Raw genomic sequence first — 13,575 nt, forward strand, 5'->3', positions numbered from 1 at the left:
CAGTCCGCACCGCCACACACCTTCAGGGCTGACCCGCGTGCCATTGCGCACAGGCCAGACCGATGAAATCAACGTGTTTACAGCATGCCAGGGATAGCGGCCTTCATTTCAGAGGGCCACACACCAACCTGCACCTGACCGATATGCTCTTTTTGCAGCAGCAGCATGGCCAGACGGGATTGGCCGATGCCGCCGCCGATGGTCTGCGGCATCCGTGCGGCCAGCAGGTCCTGATGCCAGTCGTACTGCAGGCGATCCTCGTCGCCGGTGATGGCCAGCTGGCGGCGCAGTGCTTCGGCGTCGACCCGGATCCCCATGGAGGAGATCTCGAAACTGTCCTGCAGCACCGGGTTCCACACCAGAATGTCGCCGTTCAGACCCGCCAGACCCAGCTCGCTGTGGCTGCTCCAGTCGTCGTAGTCCGGGGCGCGCGCATCGTGGCGCTCGCCGTGGGAGAGGGCACCGCCGATGCCGATCAGGAACACGGCACCCAGCTCTTTGGCGATGGCACGCTCGCGCCCCTTGGCATCGAGGTCCGGGTAACGGGCCAGCAACTCTTCGCTGTGCAGGAACTGGATCTCGGCTGGCAGGAAGGGGGTCAACTCATGCTCGGCGCAGACTGCGCGCTCGGTGGCCTTGATGGCGGCCCAGATGCCGCGCACGGTTTCCTGCAGATAGGCCAGATCGCGGCGCTCGCTCGGCATCACCTTCTCCCAGTCCCATTGATCCACGTAGACGGAGTGGATGGGGGTGAGCTTGTCTTCATCCGGACGCAGCGCCTTCATGTGGGTGTAGATCCCTTCGCCCGGGCCGAAGCCGAAGCGACCCAGGGTCTGGCGCTTCCACTTGGCCAGTGAATGGACCACTTCGTAGCTGTGCTCCGGCAGGGTTTTTACTTTGACCTGCACTGCATTCTCGTGGCCAGAGAGGTTGTCCTGAGTGCCATCACCGACCCGGCTCAGAATGGGGGCTTGCACCTCCATCAGACCCAGTTGTTGGGCGAGTTGGCGGGAGAACATCTCTTTGACGAAGCTAATCTGCTGTTGGCTGCGAATGTAGTGCTGTTTCATGCTGAATTCCTGTTTCAAACCCCGTTGGATGTGGTGATTCTTCAACGGAATGCCAGCTAAATTCAATATTCGATAATAGAAATAGGCTTTGTGTATTTTTTTCTTCAAAATAAGCCGTTCTTTAATGAGGTATCGTCAACGGGAGTGCAAAAAAATGCCGGAAAATTACCGGATCGATAATCTCGATCAGGCCATCCTCACTGCTCTGATGGAAAATGCGCGGATCCCTTACGCCGAACTTGCGAAACAACTGGCGGTCAGCCCGGGCACCATTCATGTGCGGGTGGAGAAGATGAAACAGGCGGGGATCATCGAGGGGACACGGGTGCAGGTTAACCCCAAGAAGCTGGGTTACGACGTCTGCTGCTTTATCGGGATCAATCTGAAGAGTGCCAAGGATTACCCCTCGGCACTGGCCAAGCTGCAGGCGCTGGACGAGGTGGTGGAGGCCTACTACACCACGGGCCACTACAGCATCTTCATGAAGGTGATGACCCGCTCCATCGACGAGCTGCAGATAGTGCTGATCAACAAGATCCAGACCATCGACGAGATCCAGTCCACTGAAACCCTGATTTCGCTGCAAAACCCGATCCTGCGGGATGTGAAACCTTGAGTCGAAGTGCATAAGGGGGAGGGCGTAGAGATCCATCTCCCGTGCGAAACCCTGACCCCTTGATCAGGGTTCGATATAGGGGATGGCGTACTTGTCGTAGAGGGCCTTGAGGCTGCCGTTGCGCTTCATGCGCAGCAGTTCGGCATCGTAGGCCGCCATCAGGGCTGGGGTCTGTGCATCCGCTCGTGCGCGGGCCCAGGTGTTGAAGTAGGGGCTGCTCTTGAGCGGTTTGGGCAGGTAATCGACCTTGCCTGTCAGCCCCTCCTCCTTGATTTGGGTGAAGGCGGTGACCAGCGGCATGGGCACGGTATCGATCCGTCCGGCCAGCAGTTTGCGCAGTTGCAGCTGGTTCATGGTGATCTCCTGAAACTGATAGGCAGGGTCGGTCATGGCCGCTGCCAGTTCAGGGGTGTAGGAGAAATCCTTGGTCACGCCGATGCGCCAGGGTTTGAGATCGGCCAGCGTTTCGTAGCGGATCTTCATCAGGTCCGCCTTGCGCACGAAGAAGTGCCAGCTGTGGCGAAGATGGGCCTGTTGGGGATAGATGAGATAACTCTCCCGCTCTGCCTTGTAGGAGTGGGTCATCACCAGATCGCAGGCGCCTGTTTCGGCGTTGCGGGTGAGGCGGGCACCGGAGTCGGCCAGCTCGATCCGAAAGGGCGTCTCCAGCTTGTCGAAGATGGCGGTGACTATGTCTATATCGAGCCCGCGGGGTTTCTGATCGGCATCGAGATACTTGAGCGGGGGCTCCATGGTGCCGCAGATCACCAGCTCCTTGGCCGGCAATCCGAGTGGAAACAGCAACAAAAGCAGGGGGATCACACGCAAACTACGTCTCCTGAGCCCGTTTGAAGATATTCCAGAACCTGATTCCAGTATATTGGGTAACACCTGATCCGTTAGACGCGACTGTTTATGGCAAACCCTGAAATCGAGAGCCCGCTGGACGGGATCGACAAGTTGACCGTTTCGCTCTACCGCCTTGGCTTGAGTGTGGCAGCCCTGTTGCTGCTTTGCCGCGGTGCGGCGCTGCTGAGCGGGATGGCACTGCTCCCGTCGGCACAATGGTTGATGTTGCTGGCAGTGGCAAGCGCAATCTGCGGCTTCTCGCTGCATATCTACGACAAGCGGATTCGCCTGATTCTGCAGGGATTTGGATGGGGCGCATTGGCCCTGGCAGCGGTGGGGGCTCCGGATGCGCTAGTGCTGGGGGCGGCGTTGGCAACGCTCTCCGGGCTGGCGTTCAAGGAGCAGTTTTGTTTCGCCATTCCCGGCATCAAGCTGGTGCCCGTATTGCTGCCGGCGTTATGGCTGCTGGAGTGGTTGCGGGTGGAGTGGGCCGCCGCACTGGTGGCGCTGGTCTGCGGCGCCCTGTTGACCTTGCTGGCGCTAGCCAAGTGGCGGATGCCCCTGCACTTCGATATCGGTGACAAGGGGCGTTACCAGATCTAGGTCTGCTGGCACACCTTCATCTGCTGGTTGAGGGCCTGCATCACCTGACGGCGGCTGATGATGCCGATCACCTTGCCCTGTTGCAGCACCGGGTAGATCTTGGGCTTGGCATCGGCCATCTGGCGAGCAAGATCCAGAATGCTCTCATCCGGCCCGACCGAGAGGGGCGAGCGGTTCATCAGATCCTCCACCCGGGTGCGGGTATCGCAGTGGTAGCTGCCGGTGAGCAGGCTGGGGATGCAATCTTGTTCGGAAAGAAAGCCGATAAGCCGTTTCTGCTCATCCAGCACCGGCAGGCCGCCGAGGCCCGATTGATGCAGGCGATCCAGCGCTTCTGCCAGGCCGAGTCCGGCAGTGAGGGAGTGGGTCAGGCGACCCATGTGGTGGTGTACTTTCAGCATGGTGGTGACTCCGCAAGAGGGGGATGCCGCCACTATGACGCGGGTGGGTGGCCCGCGACCAATGGCTTGTGCCGCAGGGATTGATAGGCACAAGCCATCGGCGGTGATCCGCTGGCAGGCGGGCTTCGTTCATGCAAGACCATGAAAAGGAAAGGAGATCGTATGCGTGCATTGGTTACGGGCTGCGGCCGTCGACTCGGATTTTATCTCTGTGAACAGCTGGTGGCAGCGGGTTGGCAGGTGACGGGCAGTTATCGCAGCGAGCGGCCGGAGCTGGCCACGTTGGCTGCATTGGGGGTCGAACTGGTGCAGGCGGATTTTGGCCGGGAAGAGGACGTTGGCAAGCTGATCGATGTGCTGGCTGCCCATCAGGATCTGGCGCTGGTGATCCACAACGCTTCGGCCTTCGAGCCGCAGGCAACTGATCCGGCGGCGCAACTGGCCCAGTTCGAGCAGTTCTACCGGGTGCACATGGCGGCCCCCTTCCAGCTAAACCGGGCGCTGGCCCCCCGGCTGGCCAGCAATCCCAACGCCAGCATCATTCACATCACCGATATCTATATCCATGCCCCGGCCCCCCGTTTTGCCAGCTATGTGGCCACCAAGGCGGGAGCCCATTCGCTGGCCATGAGCTTTGCCCGGGAGCTGGCGCCTGCGGTGCGAGTCAACACCATAGAGCCGGGCCCCATTCTGTTTCTCGACGAGCATGACGAGGCGTGGCGCCAGCAGGTGTTGGCGAAAACGCCGCTGGCGCGGGAGGGAGGGCTGGAGCCCATCTGGCAGGCGGTGCAGTTACTGATGGGGAACAGTTATATGACCGGGGCCAGCATCAAGGTAGATGGCGGGCGCGCGCTGGCCACTCTCTGAAGATTTGCCAAGCACCAGCGGCTCCAGCCCGACCTGCCGGGTCAGCAAGCCCTTGCCGGGTTTGAGCTTGCCCGACGGGGCGGGGAGCGTCACTTGCAGCGCCACCTTGGGCTCATGCACCTCGCCATGGCCGTAGAGCTCGGCCAGCAGCTCCGCCAGATAGGAATCGACCTCTGCTGAGGCAAAGTCACCTCTCCTGTTGCTGGCCAGAATATCGATGTCGAGCGGCCGGTCGTGCACCTTGCAGAGCGGATCGCTGCGATCCCGGCCGTGAGCTACTTCAAGGGCGATAAAGTACTGCTTGAGGCTGGTGGCATCGAGCGGGCTCTCCACCACCAGCAGGCAGTTGAGAAAGTCGTGGCTGGAGTGCATTCCCACCGGCTTGGTGCGGATCACCGAACTCAGCCGCAGGGGGCCGACGTTCGCAAACAGCTCGGCCAGCGCGCGGCTGACATGAATATGCGGGTCAATATTGGAACCAATGCTACACAGATAGAACATGCTCACCTTCCCGGGGTTGGGCTCATCTGAAATGTATACGCAGCTCACGGTTATCGGATTAACTATGGCTTAACATTGTCTTATCTATTGTGATCCGGCACTGATTGGCAGAAAGGAGGTTTGCATGAGTGTGGAGCTGAAATGGGCGCTGTTGACCGCCTCGGGCGCGCTGGCGATGATCATGATTATCTGTCTGGCCTCTGTCGCGTTGGCGTGAATCACCACAATCCAGATAATACAAACCGGCCTGTTGGCCGGTTTTGTTTTTTGGGGCGGTGCGGCTATGCTGGCGCACCGGTGAGAATGCAAGAGAAGAGATGATGACCAAGGTTCGCCCACGCTCCCTGCTGCAGGTGGTATTGATGGGATTTGTGCTGGTATTGATGCCGCTGGGCGGCATGATCTGGCACAACAGCACCTCCCTTGCCCACCTCAGTCAGCTCACCAGCGACGAGATGGAGCGGGCGGTCAAGGATACCCGCCGCGCTACCCTGCTGACGGCGCAAGCCATCGATATCGAACGCACCTTGCGCCGCTTCGCGGTGCTGGGGGATCGTCGCAGTCTCACCAGCTACCAGCAGCAACTCGACGGGTATCGGGTGTTGCTGGCGGAACACCGCAACTCCATCACCGACGGCCAGCTTTACAGCGGGCTCGATCAGGGGCTGGCCTGGCTCGACAGCCTGCAGGATGCCGCGCTGGCCCGGGCGGCGGCAGCGGGGGACAAGCTCGAGCAGTTCAACGATGCCAACAAGCAGCTCGAAATAGTCACCCGCAGCCGGGTTGACGAACACATGGATCGGGTGCAGCTCACCATCGCCGGACTGACCAGCGAGCTCTGGTGGGTGAGCGGAGCGGTCGCGGCGCTCAGCCTGCTGATGGTCTTTATCTTCACCTACCTTATCATCCACCCGGTACGACAGATTGAGTCGCGCATCTTGAGTCTGGGTGCCGGGGTCGAACCCGATCCCAAGCCGGTTGACGGCCCTGCCGAGCTGGTATTGCTGGGGGAGCGGATCGTCTGGCTGCACGACAAACTCAAGGAGCTGGAGCTGCAGAAATACCAGTTCCTGCGTCATGTTTCTCACGAGCTCAAGACCCCGCTGGCGGTGCTGCGGGAGGGGACGGATCTGCTCTGCGAGCAGCTGGTCGGGCCTTTGACGCCGGATCAGCTGGAGATCTGCCAGATGCTCGACGAGAACAGTCGGCGTTTGCAGACCCTGATCGAGCGGCTGCTCGACTTCAACCGGCTCAGTCAGCAGGAGGCCTTCGAACTGGAGCCCGTCCCCCTGCTGCCGATGTTGTCGGAACTTTCTGCAGAGTACCGGCTGGCATTGGAGTCCAAGCAGATCCGTGTACACTTGCCGACCGTGCCGGTTACCCTGTGGGCGGAGCCCTACCGGCTACGACTGATCCTCGATAACCTCTTCTCCAACGCCGTCAGTTACGGCGCCAGTGGAGGCAATATCTGGATCAGGGCGGGGCAGAATGAACAGATAAGCTGGCTGGAAGTGGCCAACGAGGGGCCCAAGATCCCCGTGGCCGATCAGCAACGCATTTTTGAACCCTTCGAGCAGGGCAGCACAGTGCGGCAAGGCCTCCTGAAAGGCTCGGGCATGGGCCTCTCCATCGCCCGCGAGTCTGCCAACAGCCTGGGGGGGGAACTGGTTCTGGTAGAGGATGAACAGGCGGATGTCTGTTTCAGGTTGACGTTGAAATGAGGACTATGAAGATACAACGCGTATTTCCAGCTCTGATGGCAGGGCTGCTCGCGGGTTGCTCCTTGCTGCCGCAACAGGCACAGCGGGAGTCCTCCGATATCGCTTTTGCCAAGCGGATGGAGTTTGCCAACAAGGAGATGCAGGTGCGCCTGCAATACTCCGACTGGCTGCTGGCCAGTCACCCCCAGCAACGGGTGCAGGAGCGTCAGCGTCTGAAAGGGGCCGACGATCTGGAGAGCCGGGTCAGTCTGGCCATGGTTGACTCCCACCCCGCCGAGTCGGTGGCCAATCGCACCGCCGGTCTGGCGCGCCTGAAGCAGATGTTGCCCGAACTGGGTCTCGATGCGCAGGCCTTTTTACGTAGCTGGATCGCCCTTGGCGAGCAGCTGCTGGCTCGCGACAGCCGTCGCGATGACCAGAGTCAGGAGATCCAGCGGCTGCGCCGCCAGATCGAGCAGCTGACCGCTATCGACGACCAGCTCAACCAGCGCAAGCTGAACGAGAATCGTGAGGTAATACCATGAGCCGGATCCTGTTGGTGGATGACGACGTCAGCCTGCTCAAACTGATGAGCATGCGGCTGCGTAGTCAGGGTTATGAAGTGGATACCGCCGACAGCGCGGAAGGAGCCCTCGACCGGTTGCGTCAGCAACGGGCCGATCTGGTGCTGAGCGATCTGCGGATGGCCGGCATGGACGGTCTGGCGCTGTTCGAGCGGATCCAGGCCCAGTGGCTGGGTTTGCCGGTGATCATCATGACCGCCCACGGCACCATCCCGGATGCCATTCAGGCGACCCGCTCCGGGGTCTTCAGCTTTCTGACCAAACCCATCAACAAGGATGAGCTGTTCGCCACCATCGAACATGCGCTGAGTTTGACGCGGCCGAAACAGCAGCAGGAGTGGCAGTCGCTGATCCTGACCCGCAATCCCCAGCTGGAACAGCTGCTGATCCAGGCTCACAGCATTGCGACCATGGAGGTGCCGGTGCTGATCATGGGGCCGTCAGGCTCCGGCAAGGGGGCGATGGCGCAGGCGCTGCACCAGGCCAGCCAGCGGCGCGACAAGCCGCTTCATACCATCAACTGTGCCGCCATTCCGTGGGCGTCACTCGACTTGCAGCTGTTTGGTGAAGATGGCCAGTCCGGGCTGTTCGAGCAGGCCAAGGGGGCGACCCTGTTTCTCGACGAGATTGGTAGCCTCTCCGAATCCCTGCAGGCCAAGCTGCTGCAGGTGATGGAGGAGTATGGTCAGGGCACGCCGGAGGTGCGGGTGCTCAGCTCCAGCCATCAGGATCTGGTCAAGGCGATGGAGGAGGGGCGCTTTCGGGAAGATCTCTTCTACCGTCTCAACGTCGCCAATATCACCTTGCCGTCTCTCAGTGCCCGCAGCGAGGATATCCCCCTGCTGGCCCGTCAGGCGCTCGACGATTACCGTAGCCGCCACAGCGACTGCGCCGCCATGGGTTTTTCGCCCGAATCGCTGGCGATGCTGGCTGCCGCGGCCTGGCCCGGCAACGTGCGCCAGCTCTGCAACGTGGTGGAGCAGCTCGCCAGCCTCTGTTGCAGCCCGGTGATCGGGGTCTCCATGGTGGAGTCCGCTCTGAGCGGTGGTGGCGGCGGCATCCCCTCGTTCAACGAGGCGCGGGCCGAATTCGAGAAGGAGTATCTGATCCGCTTGCTGCGCACCACCGAGGGCAACGTGACCCTGGCGGCCAACATGGCGGGCAGAAACCGTACCGATTTTTACAAGTTATTGAATCGGCACGGTATCGAAGCTGCAAACTTCAAATCGAAGGGATAAATCAGGCGGGATCAACCACCGCCGGAGCGGCATCGGCTTTCTGGGTTTTATGGGAGAGCCAGAGGCCGCTCGCCTTCATCAGGTAACCGAACAAGGCGCCAATGATGAGGGAGGGCAGGATCAGCCGCCACTCGCCAGCCGCCCCGAAGGTGGCACAGCAACCGGCAAAGGTGCCGGGAATGTAGCCGAGCCACTGCTGCTTGGCCTGTACGCACATCAGGGTGGCGACTACCCCCGTCATCACATAACCCGCCACACCCGCTCCCCACAGGCTGTCGCCATGGATCAGCAGCAGTGCCCACAGCATGCCGCTGGTGTTGCAGAAGATGGTCTGCAGCAGTGCCTTGTAGCCGCCGCTTGACGCGAAATAGCTGGTGCAGCCGAGAAAGCCGACCCAGGAGATAAGGCCGAACGCGACGGCAATCCAGCCCCAGACGGCGGAGAGAATTCCAGTGGTGATGGCGATGGCGATCAGTGGACTCATGGGGCGACTCTTCAGTTGGCTTCGCAAAATGGGCAGCCTACCCCCGGCAATCGGGGCGGCAAGCGGGGGCCGAATTGTGTGTGATCTTCATCACCCTTTTCAACTCAGGAATACGCTTGCGCTCGCGAAAAAAATTCATTGGTGACCGGCCTGACAGTCGGCCATAGTTAGAGGCCCTGTCCTGCTCATGGAGTGAGTCTGATGGCGCCAAATGTGATCGTTCCCCTGCTGGTGTTCGTAGTCCTGTTTCTGGTCGGCACCATGGCCAAGGCACTGCCCCTGCACCACATGATGTAAATTTGTGTGAAATAAAAATCTGCCGGGGCGGGTCTTATCCATACTGCCTCACTCAGCCCCGGGAGTTTTTCATGTTGATCAAGCGTCGTACCGCCCACCCCCTCACCGAACAGGATGTCACCCCGGAAGCCGTCTATCAGGACCGCCGTCTTATTCTCAAAGGGCTGGGTCTGGGCGCCGCCACCCTGGCATTTCCCACTCAGGCCGGAGTGCTCGACCTGCTGCGCGGCAAAGAGGATGCTCCCCAGTTAGCCACCAAACCGCTCAACAGCAAGCCTGCCGAGCGCCCGACCAATCTGGTGCTGACACCGGAAGAGAAGGCCACCAGTTACAACAACTTCTATGAGCTGGGCACCGACAAGTCCGACCCGGCTCGCAACGGTCATTACCTCAAGCCCGAACCCTGGACCCTCAAGGTGGAGGGGGAGGTGGCCAAGCCCTTTACCCTCGATGTGTGGGACCTCATCAACAAGAGCGAGCTGGAGGAGCGGATCTACCGACTGCGCTGTGTCGAAGCCTGGTCCATGGTGCTGCCCTGGAACGGCATCTCGCTGGCGGAGATCATCCGCCGTGCCGAGCCCACCAGTCGCGCCAAGTTTGTTGCCTTCGAAACCCTGTTTGATCCGAAACAGCTGCCGGGGCAGGCCTCCAGTCTGGGGGGCGGCATCGAGTATCCCTACGTCGAAGGGCTGCGTATCGACGAGGCGATGCACCCTCTCTCTTTCCTTGCGATGGGGCTCTACGGCAAGAGCCTGCCCGCCCAGAATGGCGCGCCGATCCGGTTGGTAGTGCCGTGGAAGTACGGCTTCAAGAGCATCAAGAGCATCGTCTCGATCCGGCTGGTGGAGGAGATGCCGCCGACCACCTGGAACCTGCTGGCTCCCAACGAATATGGCTTCTACGCCAACGTCAATCCGCAGGTGGATCACCCGCGCTGGAGTCAGGCCAGCGAGCGCTTTATTGGCGAGGGTGGAGTATTTGGTGCCAAGCGTCAGCCGACCCTGATGTTCAACGGCTATGGTGACGAAGTCGCCTCGCTCTATCAGGGGATGGATCTGCGCCAATGGTACTGAGATTGAAACCGGCCCATATCAGCGGCTTGCGGGCGCTGGTGCATCTGGGCTCCCTCGGCTTCCTGCTCTGGCTGGTTTTTGCCATTCCGGCAGGTCTGCTGGGGGGCGATCCGGTGCCCGAGCTTATCCACTACCTCGGCAAGGGGGCGCTCAATCTGCTGCTGCTCACCCTGCTGGTGTCGCCGCTGGCCAAGCGCTGGCGGCAGGGGCAGCTCATCAAGCTGCGCCGCCCTCTCGGGCTCTGGTGTTTTGCCTGGGCGCTGCTCCACTTCATGGCGTGGCTGGGGCTGGATCTGCAGTTTGACTGGGGCCTGATTGGCGGCGAGCTGGTCAAGCGCAGCTATATAGTGGTGGGGATGGTGGCATTGCTGCTGCTGGCCGCCCTCAGCATCACTTCGCTGCCCGCATTGCAGCGCCGCATGGGCGCCGCATGGCAGAAGCTGCACAACTGGGTCTATGCCATCGCCCTGCTGGTGCCGGTGCACTATTGGTGGTCGCTCAAGAGCGGTTGGGGTGAGCCCCTCATCTACCTGCTGCTGGCCTGCGCCCTGCTCTGGCCGAGACGGGAGAAACTGCTGCGCCCCATGCGGGGACGCTGGAATGCAAAAGAGGCCTAATCGGCCTCTTGTTGTTTTATCTCGCCAGTGTAGGCATCGACGATGAGATGCACCTTCTGATCCTGGCGATTGAGGGTTTTGACCTCGAATTTGTCCCCTTCCAGCTCCACTTCCCGAATGTCGTGATACCCTTGCGCCAGCAGGAGTTTGACCAGCCCGGCCATGTCGAGACGGCTCTGGGCCGCCCAGCTTGTGGCACTCAACAGGCAAAGGATCAGCAGGAAACTGCGCGGGATCATATTCATTCCGGATTCATGGCTGGCAGACTATAAACGCCATTATGTTAGGTTTTTGGAGATGAATCATCCATGAATAGAGCGCTCCCTCTGCTTGGGTTATTGCTGCCGTTGCTGGCACAGGCGGTCACGCCTGATGAAGCTATGCTGCAGCAAGCTGTCCATGAGGGACGGGTTCGGCCCTTCCATGAAATGATGGAGGTGGCGGCCAGATTGCCGGTGCGGGTGTTGCGGGTGGATCTGGGGGAAGAGGATGGTATCTGGCTCTATGAACTGCGAGTCATCGATCGGGAAAACAGCGTGATCAAGGTAGCCTATCGGGCCGACAACCTTGAGCTGGTGTGGGCCAAGGGCCACCATCTGGAGCGGTTGTTCGAACCGCCAAAGCCCCCGGTCGAGGATGATGAATAACCCCTGTGTGGAAGCCTGTTCATGCGAATTCTGATTGTTGAAGACGAAAAAATTCTGGCTGGCCAGCTGGCCGAACAGCTGCGCCTCTCCGGCTTTGTCACCGACCTCTGCCACGATGGCAACGAGGCCGGTTTCCTTGGTGAGACCGAACCCTACGACGCCATCATTCTCGACCTCGGCCTGCCGGGGCGCGATGGCCTGAGCGTGCTGAAAGAGTGGCGCAGCAAGGGGATCGATACCCCGGTGCTGGTGCTGACCGCCCGTGGCCAGCTGCACGAGAAGATCGAAGGGCTCAACGCCGGTGCCGATGACTACCTCACCAAGCCGTTCCAGGTGGCCGAGCTGGTAGCGCGGGTCCATGCGCTGGTGCGCCGGGCAGCGGGCAACGCCAGCTCCGTTCTGGAGATTGGCGGGGTACGGCTCGATATGGCGGCTTCCCAGGTGTGGTACGAAGGGACCCCCATCAAGCTGACCGCCCACGAGTTCCGGGTGCTGGGTTACCTGATGCAGCATCGGGGCAAGGTGGTGTCGCGCAGCGAGCTGATCGATCACATCTATGCTCAGGATTTTGACCGTGACTCCAACACAGTGGAGGTGTTCATCGGCCGGATCCGCAAGAAAACCAACCCCGATCTGATTGAGACAGTGCGCGGCCTCGGGTACCGGATCAACGAATGAGGCTGGTCAGAACCCTGCGGGGGCGACTGGTCGCCATCGCGCTGGTGTGGTGCGGGCTGTTTCTGTTCGCCACCGGTTTCAGTCTGCAGACCATGATGCGCAACTATTGGCAGGAGGCGGAGGCCGACGGCCTTCGCCTGCAGCTTTATGATCTGCTCTCCCGGCTGGAAGTGGCTAAAACCGGCCTGCCGGTGGTTACCGGCTCCCTCTCCGATCCCCGCTTCAATCAACCCTACTCCGGCTACTACTGGCAGCTGGAGTTGGGCCGCGATGTAGTGGGGCGCTCCCGTTCCCTGTGGGATACCAACCTGAAGAGCGACGGCCTCAAGTCGGCGTTTGGCGATCCCGACCTCTTCGTCGGCAAGGGGCCCAACAAGGAGCCCCTGCTGATCATGACCCGTACCGTGCTGCTGCCCGGTTCGGATCGGGTCTTCACTCTGGTGATGGCCAAGGACAGCAGCGCCCTGACCCAGACCCTCAACAAGACCCGGATCAGCCTGTTCCTCGGTCTCGGCTTTGCTGCCGCCGGTCTGGTGCTCGGCTTCATGTTCCAGATAGTCTACGGCTTGCGGCCGCTGCACCTGCTGCGCCGCGAACTGGGGCGGGTTCACGAGGGCCATCAGGAGGGCTTCCGGCTGCGCTATCCGCTGGAGATCCAGCCGCTGGTGGAGGATATCAACCGGCTGCTGCACCACTACGGCGAGCTGCTGCAGCGGGCGCGCTCCCACACCGGCAATCTGGCCCACGCCCTCAAGACGCCGCTCAGCATCATGCGCAATCAGGTGGCTCAATTGCCGCCGGAGGATCAGGCCGCCATCGGCGAGCAGCTCGACCAGATCCAGCGCCATATCGATTACCACCTCGGCAAAGCGCGGGTGACTGGCGCCGCCAAGATCCTCGGGGTCTCGACCCCGGTGCGGGCGCGGGTGGAGTATATCTGCCGCGCCTTCTCCCGCCTCTATCCGGGCAAAACGGTGGATCTGCAGGTGCCCGCCAATCTGGCGGTCGGGGTGGAGGAGCAGGACTTCGACGAGATGGTGGGCAATTTGCTGGAGAACGCCTTCAAGTGGTCAGCCAGCGAGCTGCGCATCTCCAGCGCCGAGCTGGGGGGCTGGATCACCTTGCGTATCGAGGATGACGGCCCCGGCATGAGCGAAGATCAGATCGCCAAGGCGGTGCTGCGCGGGGTGCGGCTCGACGAGAAGGTGCCGGGCTCGGGCCTGGGTCTCAACATCGTCTCCGATCTGGCGGAAGCCTATCGGGGTAGTTTCATCATGGGCCGCGCCGAACTGGGCGGTCTGGCCGCCTCCCTCTCGTTGCCCAAGGTGGCAAGAGTCGAGAGCTAGGCAT

At 61.1% G+C, this 13,575-nt stretch carries 18 protein-coding genes; 12 read left to right on the forward strand and 6 right to left on the reverse strand.

Features of this window, described 5'->3' with window-relative positions; translation table 11 throughout:
- Positions 1-77: 77 nt before the first annotated feature.
- Positions 78-1,070, reverse strand: coding sequence for an aspartate--ammonia ligase (gene asnA / locus ACB042_RS13410; protein WP_371178553.1), 993 nt, complete (start codon positions 1,068-1,070; stop codon positions 78-80).
- 154 nt (positions 1,071-1,224) lie between these two features.
- Between asnA and asnC the strand changes: the two genes are divergently transcribed.
- Complete coding sequence (gene asnC, locus ACB042_RS13415) at positions 1,225-1,686, forward strand: transcriptional regulator AsnC (protein WP_005339783.1); 462 nt, start codon at positions 1,225-1,227, stop codon at positions 1,684-1,686.
- 63 nt (positions 1,687-1,749) lie between these two features.
- Here the strand turns inward: asnC and ACB042_RS13420 are convergent, their stop codons facing one another.
- Positions 1,750-2,514, reverse strand: a complete 765-nt coding sequence (locus tag ACB042_RS13420; RefSeq protein WP_371178554.1) for a substrate-binding periplasmic protein — start codon at positions 2,512-2,514, stop codon at positions 1,750-1,752.
- Between the two features lie 87 nt (positions 2,515-2,601).
- On the opposite strand from ACB042_RS13420, the gene ACB042_RS13425 reads away from it, so the two are divergent.
- Entirely contained in the window at positions 2,602-3,138 is a 537-nt protein-coding gene (locus ACB042_RS13425; RefSeq protein WP_371178555.1) for a DUF2301 domain-containing membrane protein, read from the forward strand.
- On the opposite strand, the gene ACB042_RS13430 is transcribed toward ACB042_RS13425, so the two are convergent.
- On the reverse strand, positions 3,135-3,539 hold the full coding sequence (locus ACB042_RS13430; RefSeq protein WP_005356342.1) for a CBS domain-containing protein: 405 nt from the start codon (positions 3,537-3,539) through the stop codon (positions 3,135-3,137). The two genes, ACB042_RS13425 and ACB042_RS13430, sit on opposite strands and share 4 nt — an antisense overlap.
- A gap of 162 nt (positions 3,540-3,701) precedes the next feature.
- Between ACB042_RS13430 and ACB042_RS13435 the strand changes: the two genes are divergently transcribed.
- Positions 3,702-4,406 (forward strand): SDR family oxidoreductase, encoded by a 705-nt coding sequence (locus ACB042_RS13435; protein WP_021231462.1) that lies wholly within the window; start codon positions 3,702-3,704, stop codon positions 4,404-4,406.
- On the opposite strand, the gene ACB042_RS13440 is transcribed toward ACB042_RS13435, so the two are convergent.
- Complete coding sequence (locus ACB042_RS13440) at positions 4,332-4,907, reverse strand: 2-amino-4-hydroxy-6-hydroxymethyldihydropteridine diphosphokinase (protein WP_371167353.1); 576 nt, start codon at positions 4,905-4,907, stop codon at positions 4,332-4,334. The two genes, ACB042_RS13435 and ACB042_RS13440, sit on opposite strands and share 75 nt — an antisense overlap.
- A 124-nt stretch (positions 4,908-5,031) precedes the next feature.
- Between ACB042_RS13440 and ACB042_RS13445 the strand changes: the two genes are divergently transcribed.
- From ACB042_RS13445 to ACB042_RS13460, 4 genes are all read left to right on the forward strand, one after another.
- A complete protein-coding gene (locus ACB042_RS13445; protein WP_005339800.1) occupies positions 5,032-5,124 on the forward strand; it encodes a YnhF family membrane protein in 93 nt (30 codons plus the stop codon).
- A gap of 103 nt (positions 5,125-5,227) precedes the next feature.
- Positions 5,228-6,628, forward strand: a complete 1,401-nt coding sequence (locus ACB042_RS13450) for a HAMP domain-containing sensor histidine kinase (protein ID WP_031227888.1) — start codon at positions 5,228-5,230, stop codon at positions 6,626-6,628.
- 5 nt (positions 6,629-6,633) lie between these two features.
- The gene (locus tag ACB042_RS13455; RefSeq protein ID WP_040070048.1) at positions 6,634-7,152 is read left to right on the forward strand and encodes a hypothetical protein; all 519 of its coding nucleotides are present in this window, start codon (positions 6,634-6,636) and stop codon (positions 7,150-7,152) included.
- Entirely contained in the window at positions 7,149-8,429 is a 1,281-nt protein-coding gene (locus ACB042_RS13460; protein WP_005339807.1) for a sigma 54-interacting transcriptional regulator, read from the forward strand. Before ACB042_RS13455 ends, ACB042_RS13460 begins: the two co-directional genes overlap by 4 nt.
- 1 nt (position 8,430) lies before the next feature.
- Here ACB042_RS13460 and ACB042_RS13465 read toward each other — a convergent pair whose 3' ends face one another.
- A complete protein-coding gene (locus tag ACB042_RS13465) occupies positions 8,431-8,913 on the reverse strand; it encodes a DUF1097 domain-containing protein (RefSeq protein WP_005339809.1) in 483 nt (160 codons plus the stop codon).
- 368 nt (positions 8,914-9,281) lie between these two features.
- Here ACB042_RS13465 and msrP point away from each other — a divergent pair, with 368 nt between their 5' ends.
- Both msrP and msrQ read left to right on the forward strand, forming a co-directional pair.
- Positions 9,282-10,283 carry a protein-methionine-sulfoxide reductase catalytic subunit MsrP gene (msrP, locus tag ACB042_RS13470; RefSeq protein WP_247823799.1) on the forward strand — a complete coding sequence of 334 codons (1,002 nt, stop codon included), beginning with the start codon at positions 9,282-9,284 and terminating at the stop codon, positions 10,281-10,283.
- A complete protein-coding gene (msrQ, locus tag ACB042_RS13475) occupies positions 10,274-10,900 on the forward strand; it encodes a protein-methionine-sulfoxide reductase heme-binding subunit MsrQ (RefSeq protein WP_005339821.1) in 627 nt (208 codons plus the stop codon). Before msrP ends, msrQ begins: the two co-directional genes overlap by 10 nt.
- Here the strand turns inward: msrQ and ACB042_RS13480 are convergent.
- Positions 10,897-11,145: a PepSY domain-containing protein gene (locus ACB042_RS13480; protein WP_013724184.1), complete on the reverse strand. Its 249-nt coding sequence runs from the start codon at positions 11,143-11,145 to the stop codon at positions 10,897-10,899. The genes msrQ and ACB042_RS13480 overlap by 4 nt on opposite strands.
- A 63-nt stretch (positions 11,146-11,208) precedes the next feature.
- Between ACB042_RS13480 and ACB042_RS13485 the strand changes: the two genes are divergently transcribed.
- From ACB042_RS13485 to ACB042_RS13495, 3 genes are read left to right on the forward strand one after another with little or no spacing between them, the layout of a single operon-like run.
- Complete coding sequence (locus ACB042_RS13485) at positions 11,209-11,547, forward strand: PepSY domain-containing protein (RefSeq protein ID WP_005339825.1); 339 nt, start codon at positions 11,209-11,211, stop codon at positions 11,545-11,547.
- 21 nt (positions 11,548-11,568) lie between these two features.
- The gene (locus ACB042_RS13490) at positions 11,569-12,225 is read left to right on the forward strand and encodes a response regulator transcription factor (protein WP_371178556.1); all 657 of its coding nucleotides are present in this window, start codon (positions 11,569-11,571) and stop codon (positions 12,223-12,225) included.
- Positions 12,222-13,571, forward strand: coding sequence for a sensor histidine kinase (locus ACB042_RS13495; protein ID WP_005339828.1), 1,350 nt, complete (start codon positions 12,222-12,224; stop codon positions 13,569-13,571). The genes ACB042_RS13490 and ACB042_RS13495 overlap by 4 nt, the downstream gene beginning before the upstream one ends.
- The last annotated feature ends 4 nt before the right edge of the window (positions 13,572-13,575 follow it).

The sequence above is a fragment of the Aeromonas sp. S13(2024) genome, from assembly GCF_041402405.1.
In the GTDB taxonomy this organism is placed as follows: Bacteria; Pseudomonadota; Gammaproteobacteria; order Enterobacterales; family Aeromonadaceae; genus Aeromonas; species Aeromonas veronii.

What these genes read in the sequence shown, in the direction of transcription:
- asnA (WP_371178553.1), bottom strand. Translation starts at nt 1,070, where the DNA reads ATGAAACAGCACTACATTCGCAGCCAACAGCAGATTAGCTTCGTCAAA.
- asnC (WP_005339783.1), top strand. Translation starts at nt 1,225, where the DNA reads ATGCCGGAAAATTACCGGATCGATAATCTCGATCAGGCCATCCTCACT.
- ACB042_RS13425 (WP_371178555.1), top strand. Translation starts at nt 2,602, where the DNA reads ATGGCAAACCCTGAAATCGAGAGCCCGCTGGACGGGATCGACAAGTTG.
- ACB042_RS13430 (WP_005356342.1), bottom strand. Translation starts at nt 3,539, where the DNA reads ATGCTGAAAGTACACCACCACATGGGTCGCCTGACCCACTCCCTCACT.
- ACB042_RS13435 (WP_021231462.1), top strand. Translation starts at nt 3,702, where the DNA reads ATGCGTGCATTGGTTACGGGCTGCGGCCGTCGACTCGGATTTTATCTC.
- ACB042_RS13440 (WP_371167353.1), bottom strand. Translation starts at nt 4,907, where the DNA reads ATGTTCTATCTGTGTAGCATTGGTTCCAATATTGACCCGCATATTCAT.
- ACB042_RS13445 (WP_005339800.1), top strand. Translation starts at nt 5,032, where the DNA reads ATGAGTGTGGAGCTGAAATGGGCGCTGTTGACCGCCTCGGGCGCGCTG.
- ACB042_RS13450 (WP_031227888.1), top strand. Translation starts at nt 5,228, where the DNA reads ATGACCAAGGTTCGCCCACGCTCCCTGCTGCAGGTGGTATTGATGGGA.
- ACB042_RS13455 (WP_040070048.1), top strand. Translation starts at nt 6,634, where the DNA reads ATGAAGATACAACGCGTATTTCCAGCTCTGATGGCAGGGCTGCTCGCG.
- ACB042_RS13460 (WP_005339807.1), top strand. Translation starts at nt 7,149, where the DNA reads ATGAGCCGGATCCTGTTGGTGGATGACGACGTCAGCCTGCTCAAACTG.
- ACB042_RS13465 (WP_005339809.1), bottom strand. Translation starts at nt 8,913, where the DNA reads ATGAGTCCACTGATCGCCATCGCCATCACCACTGGAATTCTCTCCGCC.
- msrP (WP_247823799.1), top strand. Translation starts at nt 9,282, where the DNA reads ATGTTGATCAAGCGTCGTACCGCCCACCCCCTCACCGAACAGGATGTC.
- msrQ (WP_005339821.1), top strand. Translation starts at nt 10,274, where the DNA reads ATGGTACTGAGATTGAAACCGGCCCATATCAGCGGCTTGCGGGCGCTG.
- ACB042_RS13480 (WP_013724184.1), bottom strand. Translation starts at nt 11,145, where the DNA reads ATGAATATGATCCCGCGCAGTTTCCTGCTGATCCTTTGCCTGTTGAGT.
- ACB042_RS13485 (WP_005339825.1), top strand. Translation starts at nt 11,209, where the DNA reads ATGAATAGAGCGCTCCCTCTGCTTGGGTTATTGCTGCCGTTGCTGGCA.
- ACB042_RS13490 (WP_371178556.1), top strand. Translation starts at nt 11,569, where the DNA reads ATGCGAATTCTGATTGTTGAAGACGAAAAAATTCTGGCTGGCCAGCTG.
- ACB042_RS13495 (WP_005339828.1), top strand. Translation starts at nt 12,222, where the DNA reads ATGAGGCTGGTCAGAACCCTGCGGGGGCGACTGGTCGCCATCGCGCTG.